Annotated in this window: 14 protein-coding genes and 1 tRNA gene; 8 read left to right on the forward strand and 7 right to left on the reverse strand. The window is 59.0% G+C overall.

The genetic code is table 11. The features are described 5' to 3' along the window. The first annotated feature begins 6 nt into the window (after positions 1–6). Positions 7–1,029 carry a tRNA (adenosine(37)-N6)-threonylcarbamoyltransferase complex transferase subunit TsaD gene (gene tsaD / locus QZ460_RS06150; protein ID WP_290540700.1) on the forward strand — a complete coding sequence of 341 codons (1,023 nt, stop codon included), beginning with the start codon at positions 7–9 and terminating at the stop codon, positions 1,027–1,029. A gap of 211 nt (positions 1,030–1,240) precedes the next feature. Here tsaD and QZ460_RS06155 read toward each other — a convergent pair whose 3' ends face one another. Next, positions 1,241–2,356, reverse strand: coding sequence for a nitronate monooxygenase (locus QZ460_RS06155; protein ID WP_290540701.1), 1,116 nt, complete (start codon positions 2,354–2,356; stop codon positions 1,241–1,243). A gap of 110 nt (positions 2,357–2,466) precedes the next feature. After that, positions 2,467–3,843, reverse strand: coding sequence for a phage terminase large subunit (terL, locus tag QZ460_RS06160; RefSeq protein WP_290540702.1), 1,377 nt, complete (start codon positions 3,841–3,843; stop codon positions 2,467–2,469). Between the two features lie 141 nt (positions 3,844–3,984). On the opposite strand from terL, the gene QZ460_RS06165 reads away from it, so the two are divergent. The 3 genes from QZ460_RS06165 to QZ460_RS06175 all read left to right on the forward strand — a co-directional run bounded on the left by QZ460_RS06165 (position 3,985) and on the right by QZ460_RS06175 (position 6,789). After that, positions 3,985–4,656, forward strand: a complete 672-nt coding sequence (locus QZ460_RS06165) for an XRE family transcriptional regulator (RefSeq protein WP_290540703.1) — start codon at positions 3,985–3,987, stop codon at positions 4,654–4,656. Between the two features lie 199 nt (positions 4,657–4,855). After that, entirely contained in the window at positions 4,856–5,698 is an 843-nt protein-coding gene (kduI, locus tag QZ460_RS06170; protein WP_290540704.1) for a 5-dehydro-4-deoxy-D-glucuronate isomerase, read from the forward strand. A gap of 296 nt (positions 5,699–5,994) precedes the next feature. Further along, positions 5,995–6,789 carry a gluconate 5-dehydrogenase gene (locus QZ460_RS06175; RefSeq protein ID WP_290540705.1) on the forward strand — a complete coding sequence of 265 codons (795 nt, stop codon included), beginning with the start codon at positions 5,995–5,997 and terminating at the stop codon, positions 6,787–6,789. Positions 6,790–6,977: 188 nt separating this feature from the next. On the opposite strand, the gene QZ460_RS06180 is transcribed toward QZ460_RS06175, so the two are convergent. Continuing rightward, on the reverse strand, positions 6,978–8,591 hold the full coding sequence (locus QZ460_RS06180; RefSeq protein WP_290540706.1) for an ATP-binding cassette domain-containing protein: 1,614 nt from the start codon (positions 8,589–8,591) through the stop codon (positions 6,978–6,980). 408 nt (positions 8,592–8,999) lie between these two features. On the opposite strand from QZ460_RS06180, the gene QZ460_RS06185 reads away from it, so the two are divergent. From QZ460_RS06185 to QZ460_RS06195, 3 genes are all read left to right on the forward strand, one after another. Beyond that, positions 9,000–10,844, forward strand: coding sequence for a 2-oxoacid:acceptor oxidoreductase subunit alpha (locus QZ460_RS06185; protein WP_290540707.1), 1,845 nt, complete (start codon positions 9,000–9,002; stop codon positions 10,842–10,844). A gap of 2 nt (positions 10,845–10,846) precedes the next feature. Continuing rightward, a complete protein-coding gene (locus tag QZ460_RS06190) occupies positions 10,847–11,878 on the forward strand; it encodes a 2-oxoacid:ferredoxin oxidoreductase subunit beta (protein WP_290540708.1) in 1,032 nt (343 codons plus the stop codon). Between the two features lie 116 nt (positions 11,879–11,994). Next, positions 11,995–12,071, forward strand: a tRNA-Ala gene (locus tag QZ460_RS06195). A gap of 474 nt (positions 12,072–12,545) precedes the next feature. On the opposite strand, the gene QZ460_RS06200 is transcribed toward QZ460_RS06195, so the two are convergent. The 4 genes from QZ460_RS06200 to QZ460_RS06215 all read right to left on the reverse strand — a co-directional run bounded on the left by QZ460_RS06200 (position 12,546) and on the right by QZ460_RS06215 (position 21,192). Beyond that, positions 12,546–14,591 carry a sugar-binding protein gene (locus QZ460_RS06200; RefSeq protein WP_290540709.1) on the reverse strand — a complete coding sequence of 682 codons (2,046 nt, stop codon included), beginning with the start codon at positions 14,589–14,591 and terminating at the stop codon, positions 12,546–12,548. A gap of 9 nt (positions 14,592–14,600) precedes the next feature. Further along, complete coding sequence (locus QZ460_RS06205) at positions 14,601–15,959, reverse strand: alpha-L-fucosidase (protein WP_290540710.1); 1,359 nt, start codon at positions 15,957–15,959, stop codon at positions 14,601–14,603. 100 nt (positions 15,960–16,059) lie between these two features. Continuing rightward, entirely contained in the window at positions 16,060–18,078 is a 2,019-nt protein-coding gene (locus QZ460_RS06210; protein WP_290540711.1) for a SusD/RagB family nutrient-binding outer membrane lipoprotein, read from the reverse strand. A 21-nt stretch (positions 18,079–18,099) separates the two neighbouring features. Then, positions 18,100–21,192, reverse strand: a complete 3,093-nt coding sequence (locus QZ460_RS06215; RefSeq protein ID WP_290540712.1) for a SusC/RagA family TonB-linked outer membrane protein — start codon at positions 21,190–21,192, stop codon at positions 18,100–18,102. Between the two features lie 552 nt (positions 21,193–21,744). Here QZ460_RS06215 and QZ460_RS06220 point away from each other — a divergent pair. Next, complete coding sequence (locus QZ460_RS06220) at positions 21,745–24,363, forward strand: transglutaminase family protein (RefSeq protein WP_290540713.1); 2,619 nt, start codon at positions 21,745–21,747, stop codon at positions 24,361–24,363. The last annotated feature ends 203 nt before the right edge of the window (positions 24,364–24,566 follow it).

A 24,566-nucleotide genomic window follows, 5' to 3' on the forward strand; every position in this document is an offset into this window, starting at 1 on the left:
TTCCGGATGGATATTACAATTCTCGGCATCGAATCCTCGTGCGACGACACCTCGGCCGCCGTGCTCCGCAACAACGTCCTGCTGTCGAACGTCATCGCCTCGCAGGCGGTCCACGTCAAATACGGCGGAGTGATTCCCGAACTGGCCTCGCGGGCCCACCAGCAGAACATCATCCCCGTCGTGGACACGGCGCTCAAGGACGCGGGCGTCACCGCCGGCCAGATCGACGCCATCGCCTTCACGCGCGGCCCGGGGCTGGTCGGATCGCTGCTCGTGGGCGTGTCGTTCACCAAGGGGCTTTCGATCGCCCGCAACATCCCGATGGTCGAGGTCAACCACCTGCAGGGGCACATCCTCTCGCACTTCATCAACCTGCCGGAGCGCGCACTGCCCCACCCGGACTTTCCGTTCCTGTGTCTGCTGGTGAGCGGCGGCCACACGCAGATCGTGCGCGTGGACTCCCCGCTCGAAATGGAGATCATCGGCACGACGATCGACGATGCCGCGGGCGAAGCCTTCGACAAGTGCGCCAAGGTGATGGGACTGCCCTACCCGGGCGGCCCGGTGATCGACCGCCTAGCCAAGGAGGGCGATCCGAAGGCCTTCCGCTTCGCGCATCCCCGCGTCGAGGGCTACGACTATTCGTTCTCGGGTCTGAAGACCTCGTTCCTCTACACGCTGCGCGACGCCGTGGCCGCAGATCCCGACTTCATCGAGACACACAAGGCCGACCTCTGCGCCTCGCTGCAGGGGACCATCGTCGAGATTCTGCTCGATAAACTCATCCGCGCCTCGAAGGAGACGGGCATCCGCGACATCGCCATCGCGGGCGGCGTCTCGGCCAACTCGGGCCTGCGCAACGGCATCACCGAAGCGGGGCGCCGCCGCGGCTGGCGGACCTTCCTTCCGGAGTTCAAGTTCACGACCGACAATGCGGCGATGATCGCCATGGCGGGCTACTACCGCTACCTGCGGGGCGAGTGCTCGTCGCTCGACGTCTCGCCCGTGGCGCGGCTCGAGGAGCTGTAAGCCCCCGCGCTTGGGGAGCCTCCGGAGCAGGCCCCGTTTGCAGGACCGCAGCGACCACAGCGGCCACAGAAACCGCGAAGCCACAGAAACCGCAGCAACCACAGTAACCGCAGCAACCACAGTAACCGCAGCGGCCACAATCCCCCCTCTCAACAACACAAGCCCCTTCCGACCAAAGGCCGGAAGGGGCTTGCCATCACAGACGCGGCGCCTATCTGGTGCCGAAGAGTTTTTCCTTGAGCGAGAATCCCTCGCATTTCGAGGCGAAGCTGTCGTACTCGGCGCGGAGCGATGCCATCAGCTCGCGGACCGGCTGGATCTTCTCGGCACGCCAGGCATTCGACCCGCAGAAGGCGTAGCCGTTGCGGAGCCTGCCCTTGAACGCGTTGTAGAGGGCCAGCATGATGCAGTAGGGGCTGTGGGTCACGTCACACGTCCTGATGCAGTCGAACGGGCACGTCTTGGGGACCTTCAGTCCCTCCTTCACCCGGTCGAGGAACGAGTTGCGGATGGCACGCCCCGGCATGCCGACGGGACTCTGGATGATCTCGATATCCTCCTCGCGCGCCTCGATGTAGCTCTGCTTGAAAGCCGGGTCGGCATCGCACTCGTCGGTGGTGACGAAGCGCGTTCCCATCTGCACGCCGTCGGCGCCCAGCGCCATGATGCGGTAGATGTCCTCGCCCGTGTAGATGCCGCCGCCGGCGATCACCGGAATGTGGCAGTCGTGCTCCGAGGCGAAGGCTCGGACCTCGGCCACGATCTCCGGGACGATGGCTTCGAGCGAATAGTGCTCGTCGTCGATCTGATCGGCCTTGTAACCCAGGTGGCCGCCCGCCTTGGGACCCTCGACCACAATGGCGTCGGGAATATAGCGATACTCCGCGAACCATTTCCGGCACAGCAGCTTCGCGGCACGCGCCGACGAAACGATCGGGGCCAGTTTGGTACGGGCGCCCTCGGTCAGGAACGACGGCAGGTTGAGCGGAAGCCCCGCCCCCGAGAAGATGATGTCGGCCTTCTCGGCAACGGCCGTCCGGACCATGTCGGCGAAATTCGACATGGCGACCATGACGTTGACGCCGATGATGCCCTTCGTCGCTTCGCGGGCCTTGCGGAGTTCCTCCTTCAGCCCCCAGATCGAGGCGGCGCGATAGTCCTTCGAATAGTTGTTATAGATCACCCCGAGACCGGCCGACGAGATGACGCCGACACCGCCCTGATTGGCCACGGCCGACGCCAGGCCCGCAAGGGAGACCCCTACGCCCATGCCACCCTGAACGATGGGCATGGAAGCACATAAATTTCCGATTTTCAATGATTTCATACTGTTTTATCAATAAGAATAGATCATGTAACGCGGGACAAGGTACGGAAAATCGGGGGCTTTGATGCCATGCACAGGCATATTTTTTCCCGCCGCCCCCGCAGGAAGGCTCACAGAAACCGGATGCCGCGGAGGCGTTTCTGCCCCCGGCCGGCGGCCTCGCGCTCGACGATGCCCGTCACCACATCCGCCGCGTCGTGCCACCGGTTGGCGCGGAACTTCCGGCGATAGGTCGTCAGGTGGGCATAGAGCTCGGGCCAGCGGAGGTTCCAGCCGCGCGGAAAGCGCACGAGGTGGAGCGCCGTAGCCGAATTGGAGAGGATGCGCGCCTCCTTGTTGGCACTTTGGTGAAACCACTCGATGCACACGCCCGGCGCAAGGGCCTGCACGGCCCGGGCGAAACCGCGGCCGCCGTTGTTGCTCTTGATCGCCGCCTGACGGGTGTCCGAGCGTATGAGCATCTCGCCCACCAGCGGCTCGGTCGTCTCCATCGGCCCGCGCGAATAGACCGCATCGGTAATGTAAATCACCCCGTCGGCATCGACCGCATAGGAGAGCGAACAGAGATAGTCGTCGCCCGTGTCGGCGGTGTCGGTGTAGTTGGCGCGGCGGACGATCTCGCGGGACAGGCTGTCGTACTCGGCGAAATTCAGCCCGTAGAGCAGTCCCTCGCGGACCGAGGGGCGCCCCTGGTACATCGCCTCGAACTGCAACGGGTCCAACCGCCGCTTGGCCTCCAGCAGCGCTGCGCCGTGCTGCCGCTCCCACAGCGCTTCGCCCGGCTGCCGGGGGTCGACCTCCGTGGGCGGCGAACTCTTCAGCGCCTCGAAATTGAGGTGCAGCCACCGGTCGGCAGGCAGCGTGTCGAGTTGCGCCCACCGGCGCAGTTCCTCGACCGGCTCGCGGGCCGCGAGGGTGCCGATCAGGTCCTCCTCGTGCCAGCGGGTGAAGACCACCAGCTCGCGCGAGGCGTTGTGCATGCGGGTCCGCACGACGGAGGTGTACCACTCCCAGCAGTTGGCACGGACGAGCGGAGAATTGGCCTCAAGCGCATCTTTATATAAATCGTCCAAAACAAAGCAGTCCACACGGTTACCCGTCAGCGCCCCTTCGCGGCCAACGGAGAGCAGCCCGCCCCGGCGGCCGATGATCTCGACCTCGTCGGCCGTGCGGATGTAGCCGGGCGGCTTTGTCCCCCGCTTGATGGAGGTATCCGGGAAAAAGGCCGCGTATTCCTGCGATTCGAGGATGCGCTGCACCCGGCGGTTGAACTTCGAGGCCAGCGTCCCCGAGTAGGAGGCGATGGCGATCCGCTGGTCGGGGTCGAGCCCCAGCACATAGGCCGGAAGCAGGGTCGTGGCCTCGACGCTCTTGCCGTGCTGGGGAGGCATGGTGACGATCAGCCGCCGGATGCGCCCCGTCGCAAAGGCCTCCGCAAGACGCGAGGCCACTTCAAGGTAAAGTTCCGATGAAACCGAATACACCATTGACAATTAATCGTTTTTTCGAAAAAGAATTTGCAAAAGAAAATAAATTACTTAACTTTGCAACACAAAGACATGTTCAAAATTTGAATTTTATACCGCAAAGTTCAAATATTTTATATAAATAATTCCGATAGCAAAACGATGAACGAACGGGTAAAACTGATACGCAAGCAACTCGGCATGACCCAAGAACAACTGGCACAGAGACTTGGAATCGGCAAAGCGGCACTCTCGATGATCGAGACCGGCAAGGCCGGGCTTTCGGCACGCAACCGCAACATATTGGTTCAGGAATTGAACGTAAACCCCGACTGGCTCGAAGCCGGCAAGGGCAACATGTTCAACGCCGAACCCGGCCTGACGGCCTACATGCACCGCACGGACAATTCGCTGCCGCTGCAAAGCGTACCCCTTTACTCGATCGAGGGCACGGCCGGTCTGGTCCCGCTCTTCACCGACCAGACGCAGAGCAAACCCGTCAACTTCATACACATCCCCAACCTGCCGAAATGCGACGGGGCGATCTATATCGTCGGCGACTCGATGTACCCGCTGCTCAAGAGCGGCGACATCGTGCTCTACAAGCAGTTGCGCGACATAAACGACGTCTTCTGGGGCGACATGTATCTGCTGTCGATCGACATCGACGGCGAAGAGTATGTGACGGTGAAATACATCCAGAAATCCGACCGCGAGGGCTACGTGAAGCTCGTGAGCCAGAACCAGCACCACGCTGACAAGGATGTGGAGATCTCGCGCATACGCGCCATAGCACTCGTGAAGGCAAGCATCAGGATGAATTCGATCCGTTAGCAGAGGCAATCGGGGCCGGCCGGAGGTGCGCAAAAACACAATCGGATCGGGAGGCGCAAATAAAATCCGGGGTTGGACAACCAATTCCGGATTTTTTCGTATCTTTGCGAAAACAAAATTGGTTCGCCAATTAGAACCGTGTCAGACCCCGGAGTGCGGCCCGCCGTCCCGGAACAGAGAGAATGCAACAATTACAAAGATGAAAACCAATTACGAAATCCGCTATGCGGCGCATCCCGAGGATGCAAAAAACTACGACACGGCGCGTCTGCGCCGCGATTTCCTGATCGAAAAGGTATTTACGGCCGACGAGGTCAACATGGTCTACTCGATGTACGACCGCATGGTCGTCGGTGGCGCCATGCCGGTGAACGAGACGCTCCGGCTCGAAGCCATCGACCCGCTGAAGGCTCCCTTCTTCCTGACCCGCCGCGAAATGGGCATCTACAACGTCGGAGGCCCCGGTGTGGTGAAGGTCGGCGACGTCGAATTCGAACTCGACTACAAGGAAGCCCTCTACCTAGGTTCGGGCGACCGCGAGGTGACCTTCGCAAGCAAGGACGCCCGGAAACCGGCCAAATTCTATTTCAACTCGCTGACAGCACACCGCAACTACCCCGACAAGAAGGTCACGAAAGCCGACGCCGTGGTGGCTCACATGGGTTCGCTCGAAGGATCGAACGACCGCAACATCAACAAGATGCTCGTGAACCAGGTGCTGCCGACCTGCCAGCTGCAGATGGGCATGACCGAGCTGCTGCCCGGAAGCGTATGGAACACCATGCCCGCACACGTGCACTCGCGCCGCATGGAGGCCTATTTCTATTTCGAAGTGCCCGAAGACCAGGCCGTGTGCCACTTCATGGGCGAGGTCGACGAGACGCGCCACATCTGGATGAAGGGCGATCAGGCCGTGCTTTCGCCCGAATGGTCGATCCACAGCGCTGCAGCCACGCACAACTACACCTTCATCTGGGGCATGGGAGGCGAAAACCTCGACTACGGCGATCAGGACTTTTCGAAGATCACCGATCTGAAATAGGGTCCCCCAAAGCCCCTCCGGGGCGCTGAGGTTGCTGAGGTTGCTGCGGGCTTTGCGGGCGCTGAGGGCTCTGCGGAAAGCCGAAGTGCGGCAGGAATAACGGCGGCAGAAGTGACGCCAGTGTACCCGCGGCAGAAGCGAGTCAGCCCCTGCGGCAGAAAAGAAGCCGGTAGGGATAGCGCCAGCGGCCCTTGTGGCTGGAGCGGCGGTATCCGCGACCGGAGGGATAGACAGTCGGAAGCGTGAGGAGCGGCGGCCGACAAACAAACAACAAAACCTAACAAATTTCTATAACAATGGTAAACTTTTCACTGGAAGGTAAGGTCGCGCTCGTGACGGGCGCCTCTTACGGCATCGGATTCGCTCTGGCAACGGCTTTCGCCCGCCAGGGTGCGAAAATCGTCTTCAACGACATCAAACAGGAGCTGGTGGACAAAGGTCTGGCCGCCTACAAGGCCGAGGGAATCGAGGCCAAGGGATACGTCTGCGACGTGACGAACGAGGAGCAGGTGAACGCCATGGTGGCGCAGATCGAGAAAGAGGTCGGCATCGTGGACATTCTCGTCAACAACGCCGGCATCATCAAGCGCATCCCGATGGTCGAGATGAGCGCCGCGGAGTTCCGTCAGGTGATCGACATAGACCTCAACGGTCCGTTCATCGTCTCGAAGGCCGTTATCCCCTCGATGATCAAGAAAGGCCACGGCAAGATCATCAACATCTGCTCGATGATGTCGGAGCTGGGCCGCGAGACCGTATCGGCCTATGCCGCAGCAAAAGGCGGCCTGAAGATGCTGACCCGCAACATCGCTTCGGAATATGGCGAATACAACATCCAGTGCAACGGCATCGGCCCGGGCTACATTGCAACGCCCCAGACCGCACCGCTGCGCGAGCGTCAGGCCGACGGATCGCGCCACCCGTTCGATTCGTTCATCGTGGCCAAGACCCCCGCGGCACGCTGGGGTACGCCCGAAGACCTGATGGGTCCCGCCGTGTTCCTCGCATCGGAGGCGTCGGATTTCGTCAACGGACACATCCTCTACGTCGACGGCGGTATTCTGGCCTACATCGGCAAGCAGCCGCAGTAGGCCCGGCACCCAGCCGGAATGAAACAGCCCCCGCTCCGATGGAGCGGGGGCTGTTTTCGTATCCGGAGTACGGCCGGCAGCACGGGTCAGGCCCGGAAGATCCCGGAAGACCCCCGGCATGCGGCAACCCCAGCGGGTCAGGCCCGGAAGATGCCGGAAGACCCCCGGTGTGCGGCAATTCCAGCGGGTCAGGCCCAGAGGGCCTCGAGGCGCTGAGCGACGACCTCGTCGGTGATGTAGTCGTCGTACTCCATATAACGGTCGATCATGCCGTTGGGCGTGAGTTCGATGATGCGGTTGGCGACCGTATTGACAAATTCGTGGTCGTGCGAACTCAACAGCACGTTGCCCTTGAAATTGATCAGCGAGTTGTTGAACGCCTGGATCGATTCGAGGTCGAGGTGGTTGGTCGGAGAGTCCAGCACAAGCGTATTGGGCTGCTGGATCATCATCTTCGCCACCATGCAGCGCACCTTCTCGCCGCCGGAGAGGACGCTGACCTTCTTGTAGATCTCCTCGCCGCCGAAGAGCATCTTGCCCAGATAGCCCCGCAAATAGAGTTCCGAGGTGTCGGACGAGAACTGCGCCAGCCAATCGACAATCGAGAGCTGGCTCTCGAACCAGGGGGCATTGTTGAGCGGCAGGTAGGCGTAATTGATCGTCGTACCCCACTCGACGACGCCCGAATCGGCCCGGTCTCCGCCCGTCAGGATGTCAAACAGCGCCGAAACAGCACGCGGATCACGCGCCAGGAAGGCGATCTTGTCACCCTTCTCGACCGTGAAGCTGACGTTGCTGAAAAGCCGCTCGCCGTTGACCGTCTTGCTCAGCTCGTCGACCCCGAGGATCTTCGTGCCCGCCTCGCGCGCAGGCTGGAAGATGATGCCCGGATATTTGCGCATCGAGGGCTTGATCTCCTCGATGTTCAGCCGCTCGAGCATCTTCCGGCGCGAAGTCGTCTGCTTGGACTTGGCCACGTTGGCGCTGAAGCGCTGGATGAACTCCAGAAGCTCCTTTCTCTTCTCCTCGGCCTTCTTGTTCTGGTTCTGCTGCTGGCGCAGGGCGAGCTGGCTCGATTCGTACCAGAAGCTGTAGTTGCCCGAGAAGAGGTTGATGTCGCTGTAATCGATGTCGACCGTATGCGTGCACACCGAGTCGAGGAAGTGGCGGTCGTGGGAGACGACCAACACCGTATTTTCGTAGTTCGACAGGTAGTTTTCCAACCACGCGATCGTCGTCCGGTCGAGGTCGTTGGTCGGCTCGTCGAGCAGCAGGTTGTCGGGTTTGCCGAACAGGGCCTGGGCCAGCAGCACGCGCACCTTCTCCTTGGCGCTCAAATCGCGCATCAGCTGGCCGTGCAACGCTTCGCGCACCCCGAGGCTGCTCAACAGGTTGGCGGCGTCGCTCTCGGCATTCCAGCCCTGCATCTCGGCGAAGCGCTCCTCCAGCTCACCGGCCCGGAGACCGTCCTCCTCCGAAAAGTCGGGCTTGGCGTAGAGCGCCTCCTTCTCCTTCATCGTCTCCCACAGCGGCTGATGCCCCATCAGGACCGTGTCGAGGACCGTAAATTCGTCATAGGCGAAGTGGTCCTGCCGAAGCACCGACAAGCGTTCGCCCGGGCCGAAGGCCACGCCGCCCCGCGACGGGCTCACCTCGCCGCTGAGCACCTTGAGGAACGTCGACTTCCCCGCACCGTTGGCTCCGATCACACCGTAGCAGTTGCCCGGAGTGAATTTGAGATTGATATCCTTGAAAAGAACCCGCTTTCCATACTGTACCTCCAAATTTGAAACTGTAATCATCCCTTAAATTCAATATTAGCGGTACAAAAGTAGCCCAAAAGAACGAGGAAACCGCATCGGAAGGCAAAAAATCGCCCGGACGACCGTCATCCCATCCGAAATCCGGCCTCCTTGGGAAGCGCTCCGCAAGGAGGCATGTCGCCAGAGCCTTCCCGACACCGGCACGATCGGAAGCGATCGGCCCTGAATCCCAATCCATTATAAACAAAACAAACAAAAAAGCGGCCTTCCCGTTACGGATCGTTAAAAAATCGGCCGAAAAAGTCCGATATGACAAATAATTTAATATATTTGCATAACAGACAGGATGCAGTTCGGCATGGGTTGCGAACAAATTCGCCGCTTTGCCCCAATCGGTCCCCATATATTTGTAAAATCGTTGTTAACCCATAATCTGAAACTAAAATCATGGAACAATCAAAAGTGCGGGAGTTGCAGGATGTCGTGATCCGCTTTTCGGGCGATTCGGGCGACGGCATGCAGCTCACGGGCACGCTCTTTTCCGACACTTCGGCGCTGCTGGGAAACGGTATCTCGACCTTCCCCGACTATCCTGCCGAAATCCGAGCCCCACAGGGAACCGTTGCCGGCGTATCAGGCTTCCAAGTCCATTTCGGAGACCACCGCGAGCTGAATCCCGGAGACTACTGCGATGTGCTGGTGGCGATGAACCCCGCGGCACTCAAGGCCAACAGGAAATGGCTCAAGCCGGGAGCGACGGTCATCCTCGACGGCGACTCGGTCACCGAAGAACACCTCAAGAAGGCCGGATTCGCAACCCTCGACCCGCTGGCCGAACTCAAGCTCGACGAATACAACGTCGTCGTTCCCGACATCACGTCGCTGACGCGCGAGGCTCTCAAGGAGACCGGACTGGACAACAAGGCGATCGTCAAGTGCAAGAACATGTTCGCGCTGGGCATCTGCTTCTGGCTGTTCGACCGTCCGGAGGACTATGCCCTCAGGTACCTCGACGGGAAATTCGCCAAGAAAAATCCCGCCGTGGCCCAGGCCAACAAACTGGCCATCGAGGCGGGGTATAACTACGCCGCAAACACCCACCAGTTTGCCAACCACTACACCGTGGCCCCAGCCCCCCGCGAAAAGGGAACCTACCGCTCGATAAACGGCAACGTCGCCACGGCATGGGGACTCTGCGCCGCGGCCGAAAAGGCCGGACTGCCGCTCTTCTGCGGTTCGTACCCGATCACCCCAGCCACGGTGATCCTCGAAGAGCTGGCCAAGCGCAAGGACCTCGGAGTAAAGACCATACAGGCCGAAGACGAAATCGCCGGCATCTGCACGGCCATCGGTGCGGCCTTCGCGGGAAATTTCGCCGTGACGACCACCTCGGGCCCCGGACTCTCGCTCAAGAGCGAGGCCCTGGGACTGGCCGTGATGACCGAACTGCCGCTGGTCGTGGTGGACGTACAGCGCGGAGGGCCCTCGACGGGTCTGCCGACGAAAACCGAGCAAAGCGACCTCCAGCAGGCCCTCTACGGCCGCAACGGCGAATGCCCGGTGATTGTCGTGGCGGCATCGTCACCCAGCGACTGCTTCCACTACGCCTTTGAAGCCGGACGTCTGGCCATGGAGCACATGACGCCCGTGATTCTGCTGTCCGACGGATTCATCGCCAACGGATCCGAGCCCTGGCGCATACCCCGGATGGAGGACTACCCCGCCATCCAGCCCCCGATCGTGGACAAGGCCCCCGAAGGGGGATTCATGCCCTACGTGCGTAACGAAAAGCTGGCCCGCGGCTGGGCCTTCCCCGGGAAAGTGGGACTGGAGCACCGCGTGGGCGGACTGGAGAAGGACAGCGTGAAGGGCTGCATCTCGCACGACCCGGCCAACCACCAGAAGATGACCGACACCCGTGCGGCAAAGGTGGCCAAAGTCGCCGAGGACATCCCCCCACAGAGCGTCTGGGGCGATGCGGAGGGCGACCTGCTGGTCGTCGGCTGGGGCGGCACGCACGGCCATCTGCAGAACGCCGTGGACGAAATGCGCAAGGAGGGCAAAAAGGTCTCGCTCTGCCATTTCAACTACATCAACCCCCTGCCGAAAGGTGTGCGCGAGATCTTCGCCAGCTTCCGCAAGATCGTTGTCTGCGAGCTGAACGAAGGGCAGTTTGCGGCCTATCTGCGCCAGAACTTCCAGGAGTTCTCCTACGAACAGTACAACAAGTGCGAAGGACTGCCCTTCACGGTTGCAGAACTTAAACAGAAATTCGAATCCTTACTCAAGTAACCATGGCAGACTACAAATACACCCCCGCGGATTTCAAGAGCGACCAGGAGGTACGCTGGTGCCCCGGCTGCGGCGACCACGCCATTCTGAGCGCCGTGCAGCGCGCTCTGCCCGAAATCGCCGACGCGCTCGACACGCCCCACAACCTGTTCACCTTCGTGTCGGGCATCGGATGCTCGTCGCGGTTCATCTACTACATGAAGACCTACGGATTTCACTCCGTACACGGGCGCGCCAACGCCGTGGCAACGGGCGTCAAGACGGCCAACCCGCGTCTCTCGGTGTGGGTAACCACCGGCGACGGCGACTCGCTGGCCATCGGCGGCAACCACTTCATCCACGCCATCCGCCGCAATGTAGACCTGAACGTCATCCTGTTCAACAACGAGATCTACGGCCTCACGAAGGGCCAGTACTCCCCCACCTCGAAACTGGGCAAGATCACCAAGACCTCGCCTTACGGAACGGTCGAGAAGCCGTTCAATCCCGGCGAGCTGGTCATCGGCGCCAAGGGCACGTTCTTCGCCCGCACGATCGACATGGAGGTAGCCCTCTCGAAAGAGTGCATGATCGCTGCGGCCAAGCATACGGGTATGTCGGTGATCGAGGCGCTGCAAAACTGCGTGATTTTCAACGACAAGACCCATGCCGCCTTTGCGGCTGACAAGGCCACGCGTGCCCAGCGCACGGTGACGCTGCGCCACGGGGAGAAGATGCTCTTCGGCACCAACAAGGAAAAAGGCCTTGTGTTCGAGAACATGAAGCTCAAGGTGGTGACCGTGGGTCAGGACGGCTACACGCTGGACGATGTGCTAACGCACGACGCCCACGAGCGCGACACCACGCTGCACTCGATGCTGGCGGCGATGAAATACCCCGACTACCCGGTGGCACTGGGTGTAATCCGCTCGGTCGAGGACGACGCGGTCTACGACCGCGCCGTGGAGAAGCAAGTCGAGGAGGTCAAAGCTGCGAGCAAAATTCACTGCGTCGACGACCTGCTCCACTCGGGAGCCACCTGGGAGGTGGAATAGACTGTTTTTCCACCGTCGAAACTCTTCGGGCGCTGAAAAATGAATTTCAGCGCCTCTTTTTTTTGCTCCGGATTTTGCAGAATAAAAAAATCCGATTATCTTTGCACCCACAACAAGGGGGATTAGCTCAGCTGGCTAGAGCGCTTGCATGGCATGCAAGAGGTCACGAGTTCGAATCTCGTATTCTCCACCAAGAAACAACGCAAAAGATTGCGAATCCCTGTAAATCACGAATTTACAGGGATTTTTGTTTTGGCCCAAATGCAGAAAAAGGCACCGAAAAGCAGGAGCTGAAAGCCATGCTCAACAAGGAGATCACCATCCCCCGGCTGGCGCAGGGCGCTACATCGTCTGTTTCTGTGGTCTGACGGGGCTGGCCTTTACGGACGTGCAACAGCTCAAACCCGAGCATCTGGTGGCGGACATCCACGGCAAGATCCGGATCCGCAAGGCGCGGCAGAAGACCAAGAATTTGTACGTTTCAGGCCTCTATTTCTTTGCAAATATTCCTGTTATTTTTACTGTTTTTCATTGGTCTCGCATTTATATCTTACAACAAACAAAATGGGGCTGTCTAACAAGTTTTAGACAGCCCCATCGATTATCGGGATGATGATGCAAAAGATCCCGTTGTTGCGCCCGTACCCTTATTGACGCATACGCCGAATCAGTTCGCCGGAACGAATCCCCGCTTGTCGAGGTATGCCTTCAGGCGTACGAGGTACTCCTCGTCGGGACCGTCGAAGAACGAGACGCCCGAAGCACCGTTGTCGTATGCCGCATCGAGCGCTTGTTCGAAGGCTTCGCCGCGGATGTCGGGGAACATCAGTCCGGCATAGATGGCTCCCCGTCCGTCGACCGCCTTGACACTTTCGGCGACCGAGCGGCCAATCCATTCGGGACCTTCGTAATAGAACCCATTGTAAATCATCGGGAAATAGGCATCCAGCGGCCAGTTATCCCAATCCTGGCGAACCATCCGGCGAGCCATCGAGGGACCGGGGAAGACTGCCGCGGAGAGGTATTTGCCTTTGCCCCGCACTTCGGCGGCGATGGTCTTGACTACGCGCGTGATGGCATCGAACCGGAAGTTGATCCACGATTGATCCTCCATCGGATAGGTCGTTTCGAGCGGATCGCGGCCTGTCTGCTCCTTGAACTTCCTACAGCAGAGATCGCAATAGCAATAGTCGTATTCGGGCAGTTCGCGGGTCTGTTCAATGCCGTAATTCTTCCACAGGCTGACGGGCAGGATGACATCCGGAAAACGTACATAGTCCAGATGCATGCCGTCGACATAGGGCAAATTCGCACAGCGGAGATAGTCCTCGGCCAGATATTCGGCCACTTCGGGATGCGACGGGCAGAGGAAGCGGTAGTAGTCGACATAAGCAGGCTTGTCGTAGCTCGATTCGCCCTTGCGGTTGACGGCGAACCATTCGGGATGGGTCTCCATCACTTCGCGACGATTCATCGTCCACTTCCAGTAGTGGGCCTCCAGTCCCTCCTCCTTACAGAGCCGGAAGACCTGTTCGTCGTAGCCTTCGAAAAGCACGCCACTGATACCGGCCTCGTGGATCCGGGTGAAATGATTGCGGTACTGGTCGGCACTCCAATCCTCTTTCAGGCGCATCCACATCCAGTTCTTCACCACACGAGGAGCCAGCGGCTCGATGCGGAAACAACCCTCCTGATCGAGCGTGTAACATGATTTGCTCTCCGGAACCGTCGCCGTGATGCGGAACGTCTTCGACGTCGCCTCCACTGCAAGCCGGCTGCCTTCGGGCAGAGCCGCCCGCTCGGCATCGGTAAGCAGGAAATCATCCACCGTACGGAGGAAATTGCCGGTCGCAGCCCGCCTGTCTAGCTGGGCGTAGAACATGGCCCACAGCAGTTTGTAGAGATCGGCGTCAAGCGTCATCGGTGCTGCGGCAATACGGCTTCCGACCGGGGCATCGACGAAGTGTACAAATCCCCAGCGATCGGGCATGTGCATGTCGACACGTCCCGTGGGGGACCACACCCAATTCTCTTCGGGCTGCCCCGGGTGGGGCCACTGCACGCGCGAGAAATTGATGCGCCAAACCTTGTAGTTCTTCGGATTGTCGAAATTGCGGGTCAATGCCTCGAACGGGATGGCCATCTCCACAAACCAGCGGCGGTCCCGGTCTTTCGAACGGTTCAGCGTCCCGTCGTGATGAACGGCCAGCCGAAGCCCCTGGCAATTCCAGGGAATGAAGAAATTGCCGCCCGAGCGGTAAGGCTTGTCGAGCATCAGATCGAAAATGACACCGCGGGCGTTGTTCTCGATCTCGAAATAGTGCTGTCCGTCGCCGTCGGGATCGAGGAAAACCTCGAAATCGTTGTCGTGATAGATGATCGTGTCGCGCTGCGTGAGTTTGGCCACGATGTCGTCTTCTTCGAGTTCGGCGCCGATGTAGAGATGGGCATCGTCCCAAAGCATCTTCACGACGGTCCGCTTGGCCGGCGCGGGCCAGGCTTCGCCGCGGATGTCGACGAAGGCTTCCGAACTGACGGCCCGCTGCCAGGAGATTTCATGCAGCCGTCCGTCGATGCGGATCGGCTCTTCCGTACGGAAGCAATTGTAACTGCGCGGTGCGGTGAGCACGTCGCCGTAACGTTCGAACAGCGGTTGGGCCGTCGTCGCGAGCGCGGCGACCGTCGCCAATAGCACAATGAGGAGTCTTTTCATATTCGGGTTTTATTCGTTAAAACTGATGATCTGGCCCGAGCCGCGGTAGAGCCGGACAGGTTCTTCGAGGTCAAGGGCCAGCACGGTGATCCGCTCGTCGAGCACCTCGTCCGGAACATCGATGTAATAGACGCCGGGGACCTCGCTCCACGAGATGTCGTTATACCGTTTCCACGTCAGCTCGCGGTCGGTGCCCACGACGCGCACGCGTTTGACCGGGCTCTTGAGGCCTTTCACCTCGACCGATTCGTTGGGTCGGTAGGGAAGGTAGACATAAAGCGTCTTCCCGTCGAGGCTCAGCGACGTATAACCCGCCACGTGGCCCGCAGGAATACCAGCCCGGGTGTCGTAGACGGCTTCGGCATGCTTGCCCGTCCAGCGGCCGAACTCTTTCAGGATGGCGATCTGCTCATCGGGGATCGTTCCGTCGGCCCGCGGGCCAATGTCGAGCAGCAGATTGCCGCCCAGGCTGATGCAATCGACCAGCATGCGCAGCAGGGTCATGGGGCTCTTGTAATAGATGTCGCGCGTGCGGAATCCCCACGAATTGTTCATCGTCATGCAGGTTTCCCACCACTTCGATTCGGGGCGCACCACCGGAACGCCCAATTCGGGAGTGGCATAATCGCCATATCCCTGGATACGCGAGTTGAGGATTACATTCGGATTGCTTTCGCGCAGCATGGCGACGAGTTCCGGTGCACGCCACTCTTCGGCCGAGTGTTCCCAGTCGCCGTCGAACCAGTAAAGGTCCGGTTTCCAGGTCTCGTTGAGCTCGCGCATCTGTGCGAAGTTGAAATCCAGGAAGTGTTGCCACCGCTCGGGCTCCTCGGCGATCCGGTAGCGGGCAGGGCCCTCGCGAAGCAGTACGGGATAGTCGTCACGCGGCCAGTCGATGAGCGAGTAGTAGAGTCCGAGCCGGAGCCCCTGCTTGCGGACCTCCTCGGCAAAGGGCGCGATCAGGTCGCGCCCGGCGGGCGACGACTTGACGGCGCTCACGTCGCCCGCTTTCGTGTCCCACAGGGCGAATCCGTCGTGGTGTTTGGTTGTGATGACGGTGTAGCGGGCTCCGCTCTCGCGGATCAGTTGCGCCCACAGCGCCGGATCGTATTTCTCGGCGGTGAAGGCGTGGCGCTGGTTCATGTAGTCTTCGAGCGAAATGGCTCCGTTGTGGAATGCCCAGCTTTCGGAGGTATCGCCCTTGGAGTAGATGCCCCAGTGAATGAAAATACCCAGTTTGGCACGTGAGAACCACTCCATGCGGGCGGTTTTCTGCTCGGGAGTCTCCGGCGGAAGGGCCCATGCCTGGCAGCACGATGCAAGCGTCACGGAGAGCAGTGCGGAGAAGATAATCGGTTTTAAATTCATGGATGGAATATTACGTCGGTATGCAAAGGTACGAAGTTTTATGAAAAAAGCCTGCGAGTCCGCTGATTCGCAGGCTTTGAAAAATGGGATCGCAGGTCAACTATTTGTTGCCGCCGATGGCCCACCACAGCGGGGTAACGACAACATCCTCACCTCCGAGCAGCTCCAGCGCTTTGGCATAACCGGTCGGATCGGCATTCGCCAGGCTCGACGGGTATTTCATACGCTGCGAGAAATAACCGGGCTTCTGTGCTCCCTGATAGGAGGTTTCAGGATTGAACTCAGGCATGGTATCAATCGTAGTCGACGAAGCCGGGATCTCGAAGAACGGCAGGCCGAGGCGACGGTGATCGGACCAACTTTCCAGCGGCAGCCACGGCATGTTGGCGATGTACTTCTGGGTGATGATCTTCGTAATCTTGTCGTTGAGCTTCTTGCCCGGATAGAGAATCTTCGAGGCATCGGGATACTTGTAGGTAATCTTATCTTTTTTGCCCGTATAACCGTTCACATATTCCATCTCGACATCGGTCGGCTCGGCCGTATGTGTAAACTTCACGGAAGTACCTACGCGGTTGTAGTTCTCACCCTCGATATAGGTTGCATAGTGTTTGCCCAAGCCGTTATACTCGAGACTGGCCTTAATACCGGCGTTGTAAGCATCTTCGTCCGACATCTTGGTCGTCCAACCGCGGACAGCGGCCTCGGCTAACAGGAAGTAGGTCTCCCACGGACCGAAGAATACACGATAGTTATCGCTGCTGCGATACTCGTCCGCCAGAAGGGGATGACATCCGTAGACGCCAAAACCGCCCTTCCCATTGTATACACCATTATAGTTGGCCGTCTTGTCATTCCAATAGCCTACGATCGGACCGTTCCAGCAGTAAGTAGCATCGATCTCCGTACCGGCAAGCGGAGTCAACTCTCCTTCTACCGCCGGGTCATACATGGATTCTTCCTGAGTGAATTTCGGATGATCCCAGTAGGGGAACGCCGTGTTATGGATGCGGTCCTTCCAGTCGCCCGGCAAACAGAAGTAAACGATCATGCGCGGATCGAGTTTGCTGGGCAGACCGTCGAAGAAGAAGCCCTGCGTCGGGTTGTCGGTCGTTGCCAGAGAGTGCTTCTCGAAGCGCTTGCCCAAATAGGTAGAAGCATCCTTGATGTGGGAACGATAGCGCCCGGAATCGGGCTTCGTATAGATGTGGTCTGCGCTGGCCATTACTTCGAGAATATCGGTACCGCCGAGGTTACAAGCCAGGTTGGCGATCGTCGCCGAATTGGACTGGTAGTTCCAGGTGCGGGTCATCACTCCCGAAAGGGCATCCCATCCCGGTCTCTCCTTTACGCGGAAAGTCTCGTCCACAGCGGTGATACCCTCACCGGCGGCTACGGCAGCCTCGAATTCGGCCTTAGCTTTGGCCGCATCGACTATCGAAAGACGCATGGCCAGACGCATCCAGAGCGAAATACCGTACTTCTTCCACTTGGCAGCGTCGTATCCGTAAGCCGGATCACACTTCTTCTCCGAATCGGTCGGAGTGATGGCCGTGTCGATGGCGGCAATCGCCTCGGCCAGTTCCTTATACATATAGTAGTAAACCTCCTTTACGCTGTTGAACTCGGGGTTGACGCCCTGGAATCCGGCGACAGGCATCGGGCCGAAGCTGTCGGCAAATTCGCTCATCAGATAGGCACGCCAAATGCGGGCGAAAGCCGTCATGTTCTTCAGGAAGTTGACGTCGCGCTCACCCAGCGAACCCGCAGCAATCTGGGTATCGCTCAAGGTAATGGCATCGGTACAGAGTTTCAGAGCCGTGTACATGTGGTTGTAGGAGGCATTGTTGTAGCCATCGTTGTAAGATCCCATTTCACAGCCCGAACCATCGTACTGGCGGGCATGTGCCGCCCAGTTGATGACAAACAGGCGCTCTGCCGTATCGGGATTCTGCTGCGAGTAGATGATCGAATTGTTCAGCGCAAAGTAGGCCGGGGTCACCGTGGCGTCGGTCGCATGGGGATTCGTATTGACCTCTTCGAAATCCGAGCAGGAGACCACCACGAGCGAGGCACCGCCGAACAACGCGAGTGCTGCATGTTTCAATATATTTTTCATGTCAAGTCTTTTTTCGTGTGTTTAGAAACCGAGCGAGATGTTGAATACATAGCTACGCGAGGTAGGAAGTGCTCCGTACTCGAAACCGGTTGCATTGGTCGAAGTCGCAAAGATGGATTCGGGGTCGACACCATCCATGGCACTGTAAATCATGCAGACGTTCGTTACCGAGAAGCCCACCTTGATCGACTGGAAAATCTTCGTACGGGCCAGCAGCCGCTTGGGCAGCGAGTAAGCGATGGCGATGTTACGCAGACGGACGTTGGTGGCGTCGTAGAGGTTGGCCTCGGAGATACCCAGGTTGCCGCTGCGGCTCGTGATGGCCGACCAGTAATCCTGCACGGTGATCTCCTTGGTATTCTCCACCAAATTGCCATTGTCGTTGACGACACCCTTCAGAACGAAATTTTCGCGCTTGCCGTCCTTCACGGTCTTGGCAGCCGTACCGGAGAGCTGCATCATCTGCTGCGTACCCGAGAAGATCTTACCGCCGATGCGGGCATCCACCTGGAACGAGAACGACAGGTCTTTCCACTGGAACTGGTTGGTCCAGCCCAGGGTCACTTTCGTCTGCTGCGAACCGAGGCGATACTTGGAAGAGGTACCCTGCGGCAGACCCGAAGCGTCGAGCAGAAGCTGTCCGTAGTAGGGGCTCTCCTTGTCTTCCACGCGCTGGTACTTCGTACCGTAGATTTCACCGTAGTCGCCACCGACCTCGGCAAATACCTGGAGGTTGTCGTAACCGCCCAACTGGTACTGCGAAACGCCGTCGGCCAGTTCGATGATCGTGTTCTTGTTATGGGCGATGTTAAAATTCGTCGACCAACTGAAATTCCGGGTCTGAACGGGACGGGCGTTGATCATCGCCTCGATACCCTCGTTCTGGATATTACCGGCGTTGACTTTCTTCGAATTGTAGCCCGAAAGCGAGTTCATCGGCAGGTTGATCAGCTGGTTCGTCGCGTTGGACTTGTAGTAAGCCACGTCGAGGCCCAAGCGGTTGTCGAAGAACTTCACTTCGAGACCGGCCTCCCACGATTTGATCAACTCGTTCTTCACATCGGCATTGAAGAGCGTGTCGCCCGACGAAGCGGTCGGATTGCCGTTGGGGTCGGTACCTACGCTGTACGTATTGTAGAGTTGATAGGGATCCATGTCGTTACCCACCTGAGCATACGATGCACGGACCTTGGCATAGGTGAACCAGTCGGGCATCTTCCCGTATTTGTTGACCATGTCGCTGATCACCCACGAGAGCGAAACCGACGGATAGAAGAACGAACGGTTGGCCTTCGAGAGGGTCGATGTCCAGTCGTTACGGAACGTAGCATCGAAGAAGACGAAACCGCCGTAGTTGATCTGGGCCGTACCGTAGAGCGAATTCATCTTGCGGTGCGAGAAGGATTCGTTGACCGAAGGTTTCGAAATACCGTTGTTCAGGTCGAACAGGTCGGGGATGTTGAGCGGGTTGATGCTCGACGAGATGCCGCGGCTCTTGCGCTCCATCATGTTGCCACCGAAGGTCAGGGCACCACCCCACTCGCCGAAGATGTTGTCTTTCTTGGCCGAGAAAAGGAACGAATAGTTGTTCTCGTAGAAACGGCTTTCGCCCAGCGAATAGGAACCGCGGCCCGAAGCGAGGTTGGCATTACCTCCGTAGGTCTTCGACTCGGTCTCGGTGAAATACATGTCGGTACCGGCACGGAGCTCGAGATCAAGCCAGTCGGTGAAGCGGTACTTGAGCGAGGCATTCATCAGGAAACGGTCGCGAGTATCCTCGTTCTGGTTGTAGCGGGCCAGCCAGTAGGGGTTGTTGCCGCCTTCGCTGTACCAGAACATGTTACCGTCTGCATCCACGGCATCTTCGAATTCGCGGATGTCAACCGAAATCGGCATCGTGTACATGCCCATCGAGACATTGGTGCCGTTACTGCCCGAAATCGGGCGGTTGTTGGCACGGGCACGGATGTACTGCACCTTGGCATCGAAGCTCCAACGGTCGTTCTTGCCGAAAATCGTCGTACCGCGCAGCATGAGGTTGGTGCGGCGCAATTCGGCACCGGGGGTCATGCTGTCGTCGTTCAGACGGGTCAACGACGAGTAGATCGACGTCTTGCCGTACTGCTGCGAGAAGGTGATGTTCCCCTGGAGGTTCACACCCGTATCGAGGTAGTTCTCCAGGTTGTCGTAGTAGTGCATGCGGCCCGTTTCGCCGTCCCAGCGCTCATACTCCTGGCCTTCGATGCGGGGCCCCCAGCTCGAACCCGACTCCTTGTTATAAATACCGTTGCTGCCCTGACCGAAGATGGTCTGGTGGTCGGGACGCATGAAGCGGGTGGTCATCGTGGCGGTTCCCGAAACGGTGATACCCAGACCGGGTGTTTCACGGCCTTTCTTGGTGGTGATGAGGATGACACCGTTACCTGCCCGCGAACCGTAAAGAGCGGCAGCCGAAGCTCCTTTCAGCACGGACATCGATTCAACGTCTTCGGGGTTGATATCCTGCAGACCGTTACCCATGTCGGCCGAAGGATTCCAGAAGTCGTTGTTGGCGGCTCCGGTGAAGTTATCCATCGGAATACCGTCGACTACGATAAGGGGTTGGTTCAGACCGGTAAGCGAGTTGTTACCGCGAAGTTGGATTTTTGACGAACCGCCGGGGCCGTTGCTCGAACGGATGATTTCCACACCGGCGATTTTACCGGTCAGGGCGTTGGCGATATTGATTTCGCGCGCCTCGACCAGCGATTCTCCCTTGACTTCCTGGATGGCGTAGCCCAGTGTTTTCTTTTCACGGCTGATACCGAGTGCGGTGACTACGACCTCTCCAATCGATTGAGAATCTTCAGCTAAAGTGATTTTGAGCGAGGGGGGGGGATTTTTGCCGATCTGTATGGTTTGGGGAATGTAGCCGATAAACGACACTTCAAGGTCGCTGTTCGGGCTTACGGAGATGGTGAAGGTGCCGTTAACGTCGGTGGATACACCGTTGGCCGTTCCGGGAACGATGACCGAAGCGCCCGGAAGCGGTGCTCCCTGAGCGTCCAATACCGTACCCTTAACTTGCAGCGTTTGGGCGGAAACCGAAGTTGCGACGAACAAAGCCGCAGTCATCAGTAAATAACGGCAAAAAGCAAACGCTTGTCGATTGTGTTTCATTCTGTTAATGGTTCGTTAAAATTAGTAGATAATTAAGGTGTGTAGGTTGTTCCGATTTTTTATTTACATAGGCGGTATCTTTTAAGTTTAAACGTCATTTTCAGGTCGCCGAAATTAGGTTTTCGGTGGTTGCACGTCGTTATTTTTTAAAATCAAATTAAAATTATAAAAAAATAATTAAAACAACAAAAAAAATCAGCCGGATAAAAAAAATGTCACACAAATTTCACACAAACGATCGGATGGCAGATTTGCAGCGGCCCTCCTCCGGCCTTCCGGCAAAGGCCCTGACCGAGGCGCGGGAGCGGGAGCGGGTCAGAATTGCAAACGCGGCCACGGGTCGTGAACCTGCAACCAGACGTGCTGCAAAACCGTCCATATACTTTATTGGGTGTAAAGTTGCATCCAGTTACAAAAAAAAATATATCTTTGCAGATGAGTAACTCGTCGTAAATGGATTTTCGGAAAACGGAGCACGTCGTTTTTAATTCCAAATGCGATTCGGTTATGAAATTTTTACGATGGACGGCGCTTGTTGCCGTCGTGATTCTTTTTTGTACGTGCGGCCGGGAAACGGGCATCTTCTCCGACAGAGCCTACCGCCGGCAGGTGCTTCAGGACCTGGAGCAGCGGCGGGAGATGCTGGCCCGCTGCGATGCGTTGCGCATTCTCGACGAGGCGTCGCTCACGGAGCGTGAACGCGAGGCGCTGCAATTCCTCTATGCCTATATGCCTTTGGGCGATGCCGTCAATTTCGACGGAGACTATTTCCTGCGGAACGTCCGGCTGAGCGAAGAGGCCCGCGAGCGGATGCCGTGGGGCGCGATCATTCCGGTGGATTACTACCGCCATTTTGTGCTGCCCGTACGGGTGAACAACGAAGATCTGGACGAGGCCCGCGGCGTCTTTTATGCGGAATTGAGCGAACGCGTGCAGGGACTTTCGATGCAGGAAGCCATCCTGGAGATCAACCACTGGTGCCATGAAAAGGCGGTCTATACGCCAACCGACTCGCGGACGAGCGCCCCGCTGGCCATGATTTGCACGGCGGCGGGCCGTTGCGGCGAGGAGTCGACCCTGCTGGTCGCCGCCCTGCGGGCCGTGGGTATCCCGGCCCGTCAGGTCTACACCCCCCGCTGGGCGCATACCGACGACAACCACGCCTGGGTTGAGGCTTGGGCCGACGGCGAATGGTATTTCCTGGGAGCCTGCGAGCCCGAACCCGTGCTCGACCTGGGGTGGTTCAATGCCCCGGCCAGCCGCGGAATGTTGCTGCACACAAACGTGTTCGGCCGCTACGAAGGCCCCGAGCAGGTGATGCGCCGCACCCCGCTGTTCACCGAGATCAACATCACGGAGAATTATGCGCCGACGGCTTCGGTCGCCGTGTCGGTGATCGAGGCCGACGGAACGCCCGCAGCCGATGCCCGCGTGGAATATAAGATCTACAACTATTCCGAGCTCTATTCGATCGCCTCGCAGCAGGCCGATGCACAGGGCCGCACGTCGGTGATTGCCGGACGCGGCGATGCCCTTGTCTGGGCCTCGAAGGAGGGCCGTTACGGCTTCGCCAAAGTTTCGTTCGGCAAGGACGAAGCGGTGATCGTGACTCTCGACAAAACGCCCGGAGCAACCTTTGCTTCGGAATTTTGCCTGGTTCCCCCACCCGAGAGCGGCGAACTGCCGCCCGTCACGGAGGAGCAGCGGGCCGAAAACACGCGCCGGATGATCTATGAGGATTCGTTGCGCAACGCCTATACGGCAACGTTCCGCACAACGGCGCAGGGCGAGGCCTTTGCCCGCAAACTGGGCCTCGATGCCGCCCGGACGGCGGCCCTGCTGGTCGAGTCGAAAGGCAACTACGCCGCCATCGAGGCATTTCTCGAAGCTGCGGTGGGCGCCGGAAAGGGCGACCGGGCGTTGGCTCTGCTGGAGCAGGTGTCGCGGAAAGACCTCCACGATACGCCGCGCGAAGTATTCGACGACCATCTCTACCAGGCGGAAGGCGACCCGGCCCGCATAATGAATCCGCGCGTCGGGCTGGAGTTGCTGAGTGCCTATCGCGCCTACCTCCAGGAGCAGATCCCGGCAGCCGATGCCGCCCGGTTCCGCGAAGATCCGCAGCAGCTGGTCGCCTGGTGCCGCGACAGCCTGCGCATGGAGTCTATGCACAACATGCGGCTGGTTCCCATTCGCCCGATCGGGGTCTGGGAGTCCCGGATCGTGGACCAGACCTCGCGCGACCTCTTCTTCATCGCCGTTTGCCGGAGTCTGGAGATTCCGGCCTGGCGCGACGAGGTGACCGGCAAAATCCGTTACAGCCATGCCGGGACCGATTACGACGTCGATTTCGAAGCTCCCGAACCGGCTCCGACCGACTACGGGACATTGAAGCTGACGCACACCCCTTCGGTCGCTGTCCCCGATCCCTATTATTACAAACACTTCACCCTTTCGCGCATCGAGGAGGGCCGGATGCGGCTGCTCCATTTCGGCGAGGGGAATACGTGGAACGGCCAGTTCCGCGAAGGGGTCCGACTTGAAGCCGGCGACTATGCGCTGGTAAGCGGAACCCGCCTGAGCGGCGGCGAGGTGCTGACCGAGTTGCGGATTTTCACCATCGCCAAAGAGGCCGAAACGACGGTCGACCTGGTTCTTCCGGCCGAACAGCGCTCGGGCGAGGTCTACGGGACCTTCGACACGGAACTCGAGTACCAGACCCTCGACGGCCAGACGCGCGCACTGCATGCGTCGATGGGCGACGGATGCTGCGTCGTGGGTATTTTGGGCGCCGGCGAGGAGCCCACGAACCACGCCTTGAACGACATTGCGGCGTTCCGCGAAGCACTCGAGACGACCGGCACACCGATCGTCCTGCTGTTTGCCAGCGAGGAGAACGCCCGCCGGTTCGTGGCGGATGATTTCCCGGCAATACCTTCGACCCTGCAATTCGGCATCGATGCCACGGGCGAACTCCGCACCCGGCTGGTTGCCGGAGCGGGGCTCACACGCGACGAGTTGCCGATCGTGGCCGTGACCGACGGATTCGGACGGATTCTCTTCCGCTCGTCGGGCTACTCGATCGGGCTGGGCGAACGCCTGGTAAAGGAGCTTGCCGCACAATAATTCAAGTCACCGACCTCGGGATCGGGAACCGGCTACGGCCGCAACTCTGATTCCGAGCAGGAATGCAACGCTGCGACCGACCGGTTTTGTCCGGTCGGCCGCAGTGCTTGTATTGCGGTGTCCGTCCGTGAGTTCGGGACGATGCTCACAGCTTCCCGGGGCGAAGTCGATTGCCATGAGGTCGGCTCCGGAGGAGTCGGGGA

Origin of the sequence: Alistipes sp. (assembly GCF_020026455.1) — a bacterium.
Classification (GTDB): domain Bacteria; phylum Bacteroidota; class Bacteroidia; order Bacteroidales; family Rikenellaceae; genus Alistipes.

Excerpts from the sequence above, each read along its gene's own strand:
- terL (WP_290540702.1), bottom strand. The coding sequence starts at position 3,843 with ATGGTGTATTCGGTTTCATCGGAACTTTACCTTGAAGTGGCCTCGCGT.
- QZ460_RS06190 (WP_290540708.1), top strand. The coding sequence starts at position 10,847 with ATGGCAGACTACAAATACACCCCCGCGGATTTCAAGAGCGACCAGGAG.
- QZ460_RS06155 (WP_290540701.1), bottom strand. The coding sequence starts at position 2,356 with ATGAAATCATTGAAAATCGGAAATTTATGTGCTTCCATGCCCATCGTT.
- QZ460_RS06200 (WP_290540709.1), bottom strand. The coding sequence starts at position 14,591 with ATGAAAAGACTCCTCATTGTGCTATTGGCGACGGTCGCCGCGCTCGCG.
- QZ460_RS06220 (WP_290540713.1), top strand. The coding sequence starts at position 21,745 with ATGAAATTTTTACGATGGACGGCGCTTGTTGCCGTCGTGATTCTTTTT.
- QZ460_RS06165 (WP_290540703.1), top strand. The coding sequence starts at position 3,985 with ATGAACGAACGGGTAAAACTGATACGCAAGCAACTCGGCATGACCCAA.
- kduI (WP_290540704.1), top strand. The coding sequence starts at position 4,856 with ATGAAAACCAATTACGAAATCCGCTATGCGGCGCATCCCGAGGATGCA.
- QZ460_RS06215 (WP_290540712.1), bottom strand. The coding sequence starts at position 21,192 with ATGACTGCGGCTTTGTTCGTCGCAACTTCGGTTTCCGCCCAAACGCTG.
- QZ460_RS06180 (WP_290540706.1), bottom strand. The coding sequence starts at position 8,591 with ATGATTACAGTTTCAAATTTGGAGGTACAGTATGGAAAGCGGGTTCTT.
- QZ460_RS06175 (WP_290540705.1), top strand. The coding sequence starts at position 5,995 with ATGGTAAACTTTTCACTGGAAGGTAAGGTCGCGCTCGTGACGGGCGCC.
- tsaD (WP_290540700.1), top strand. The coding sequence starts at position 7 with ATGGATATTACAATTCTCGGCATCGAATCCTCGTGCGACGACACCTCG.
- QZ460_RS06185 (WP_290540707.1), top strand. The coding sequence starts at position 9,000 with ATGGAACAATCAAAAGTGCGGGAGTTGCAGGATGTCGTGATCCGCTTT.
- QZ460_RS06210 (WP_290540711.1), bottom strand. The coding sequence starts at position 18,078 with ATGAAAAATATATTGAAACATGCAGCACTCGCGTTGTTCGGCGGTGCC.
- QZ460_RS06205 (WP_290540710.1), bottom strand. The coding sequence starts at position 15,959 with ATGAATTTAAAACCGATTATCTTCTCCGCACTGCTCTCCGTGACGCTT.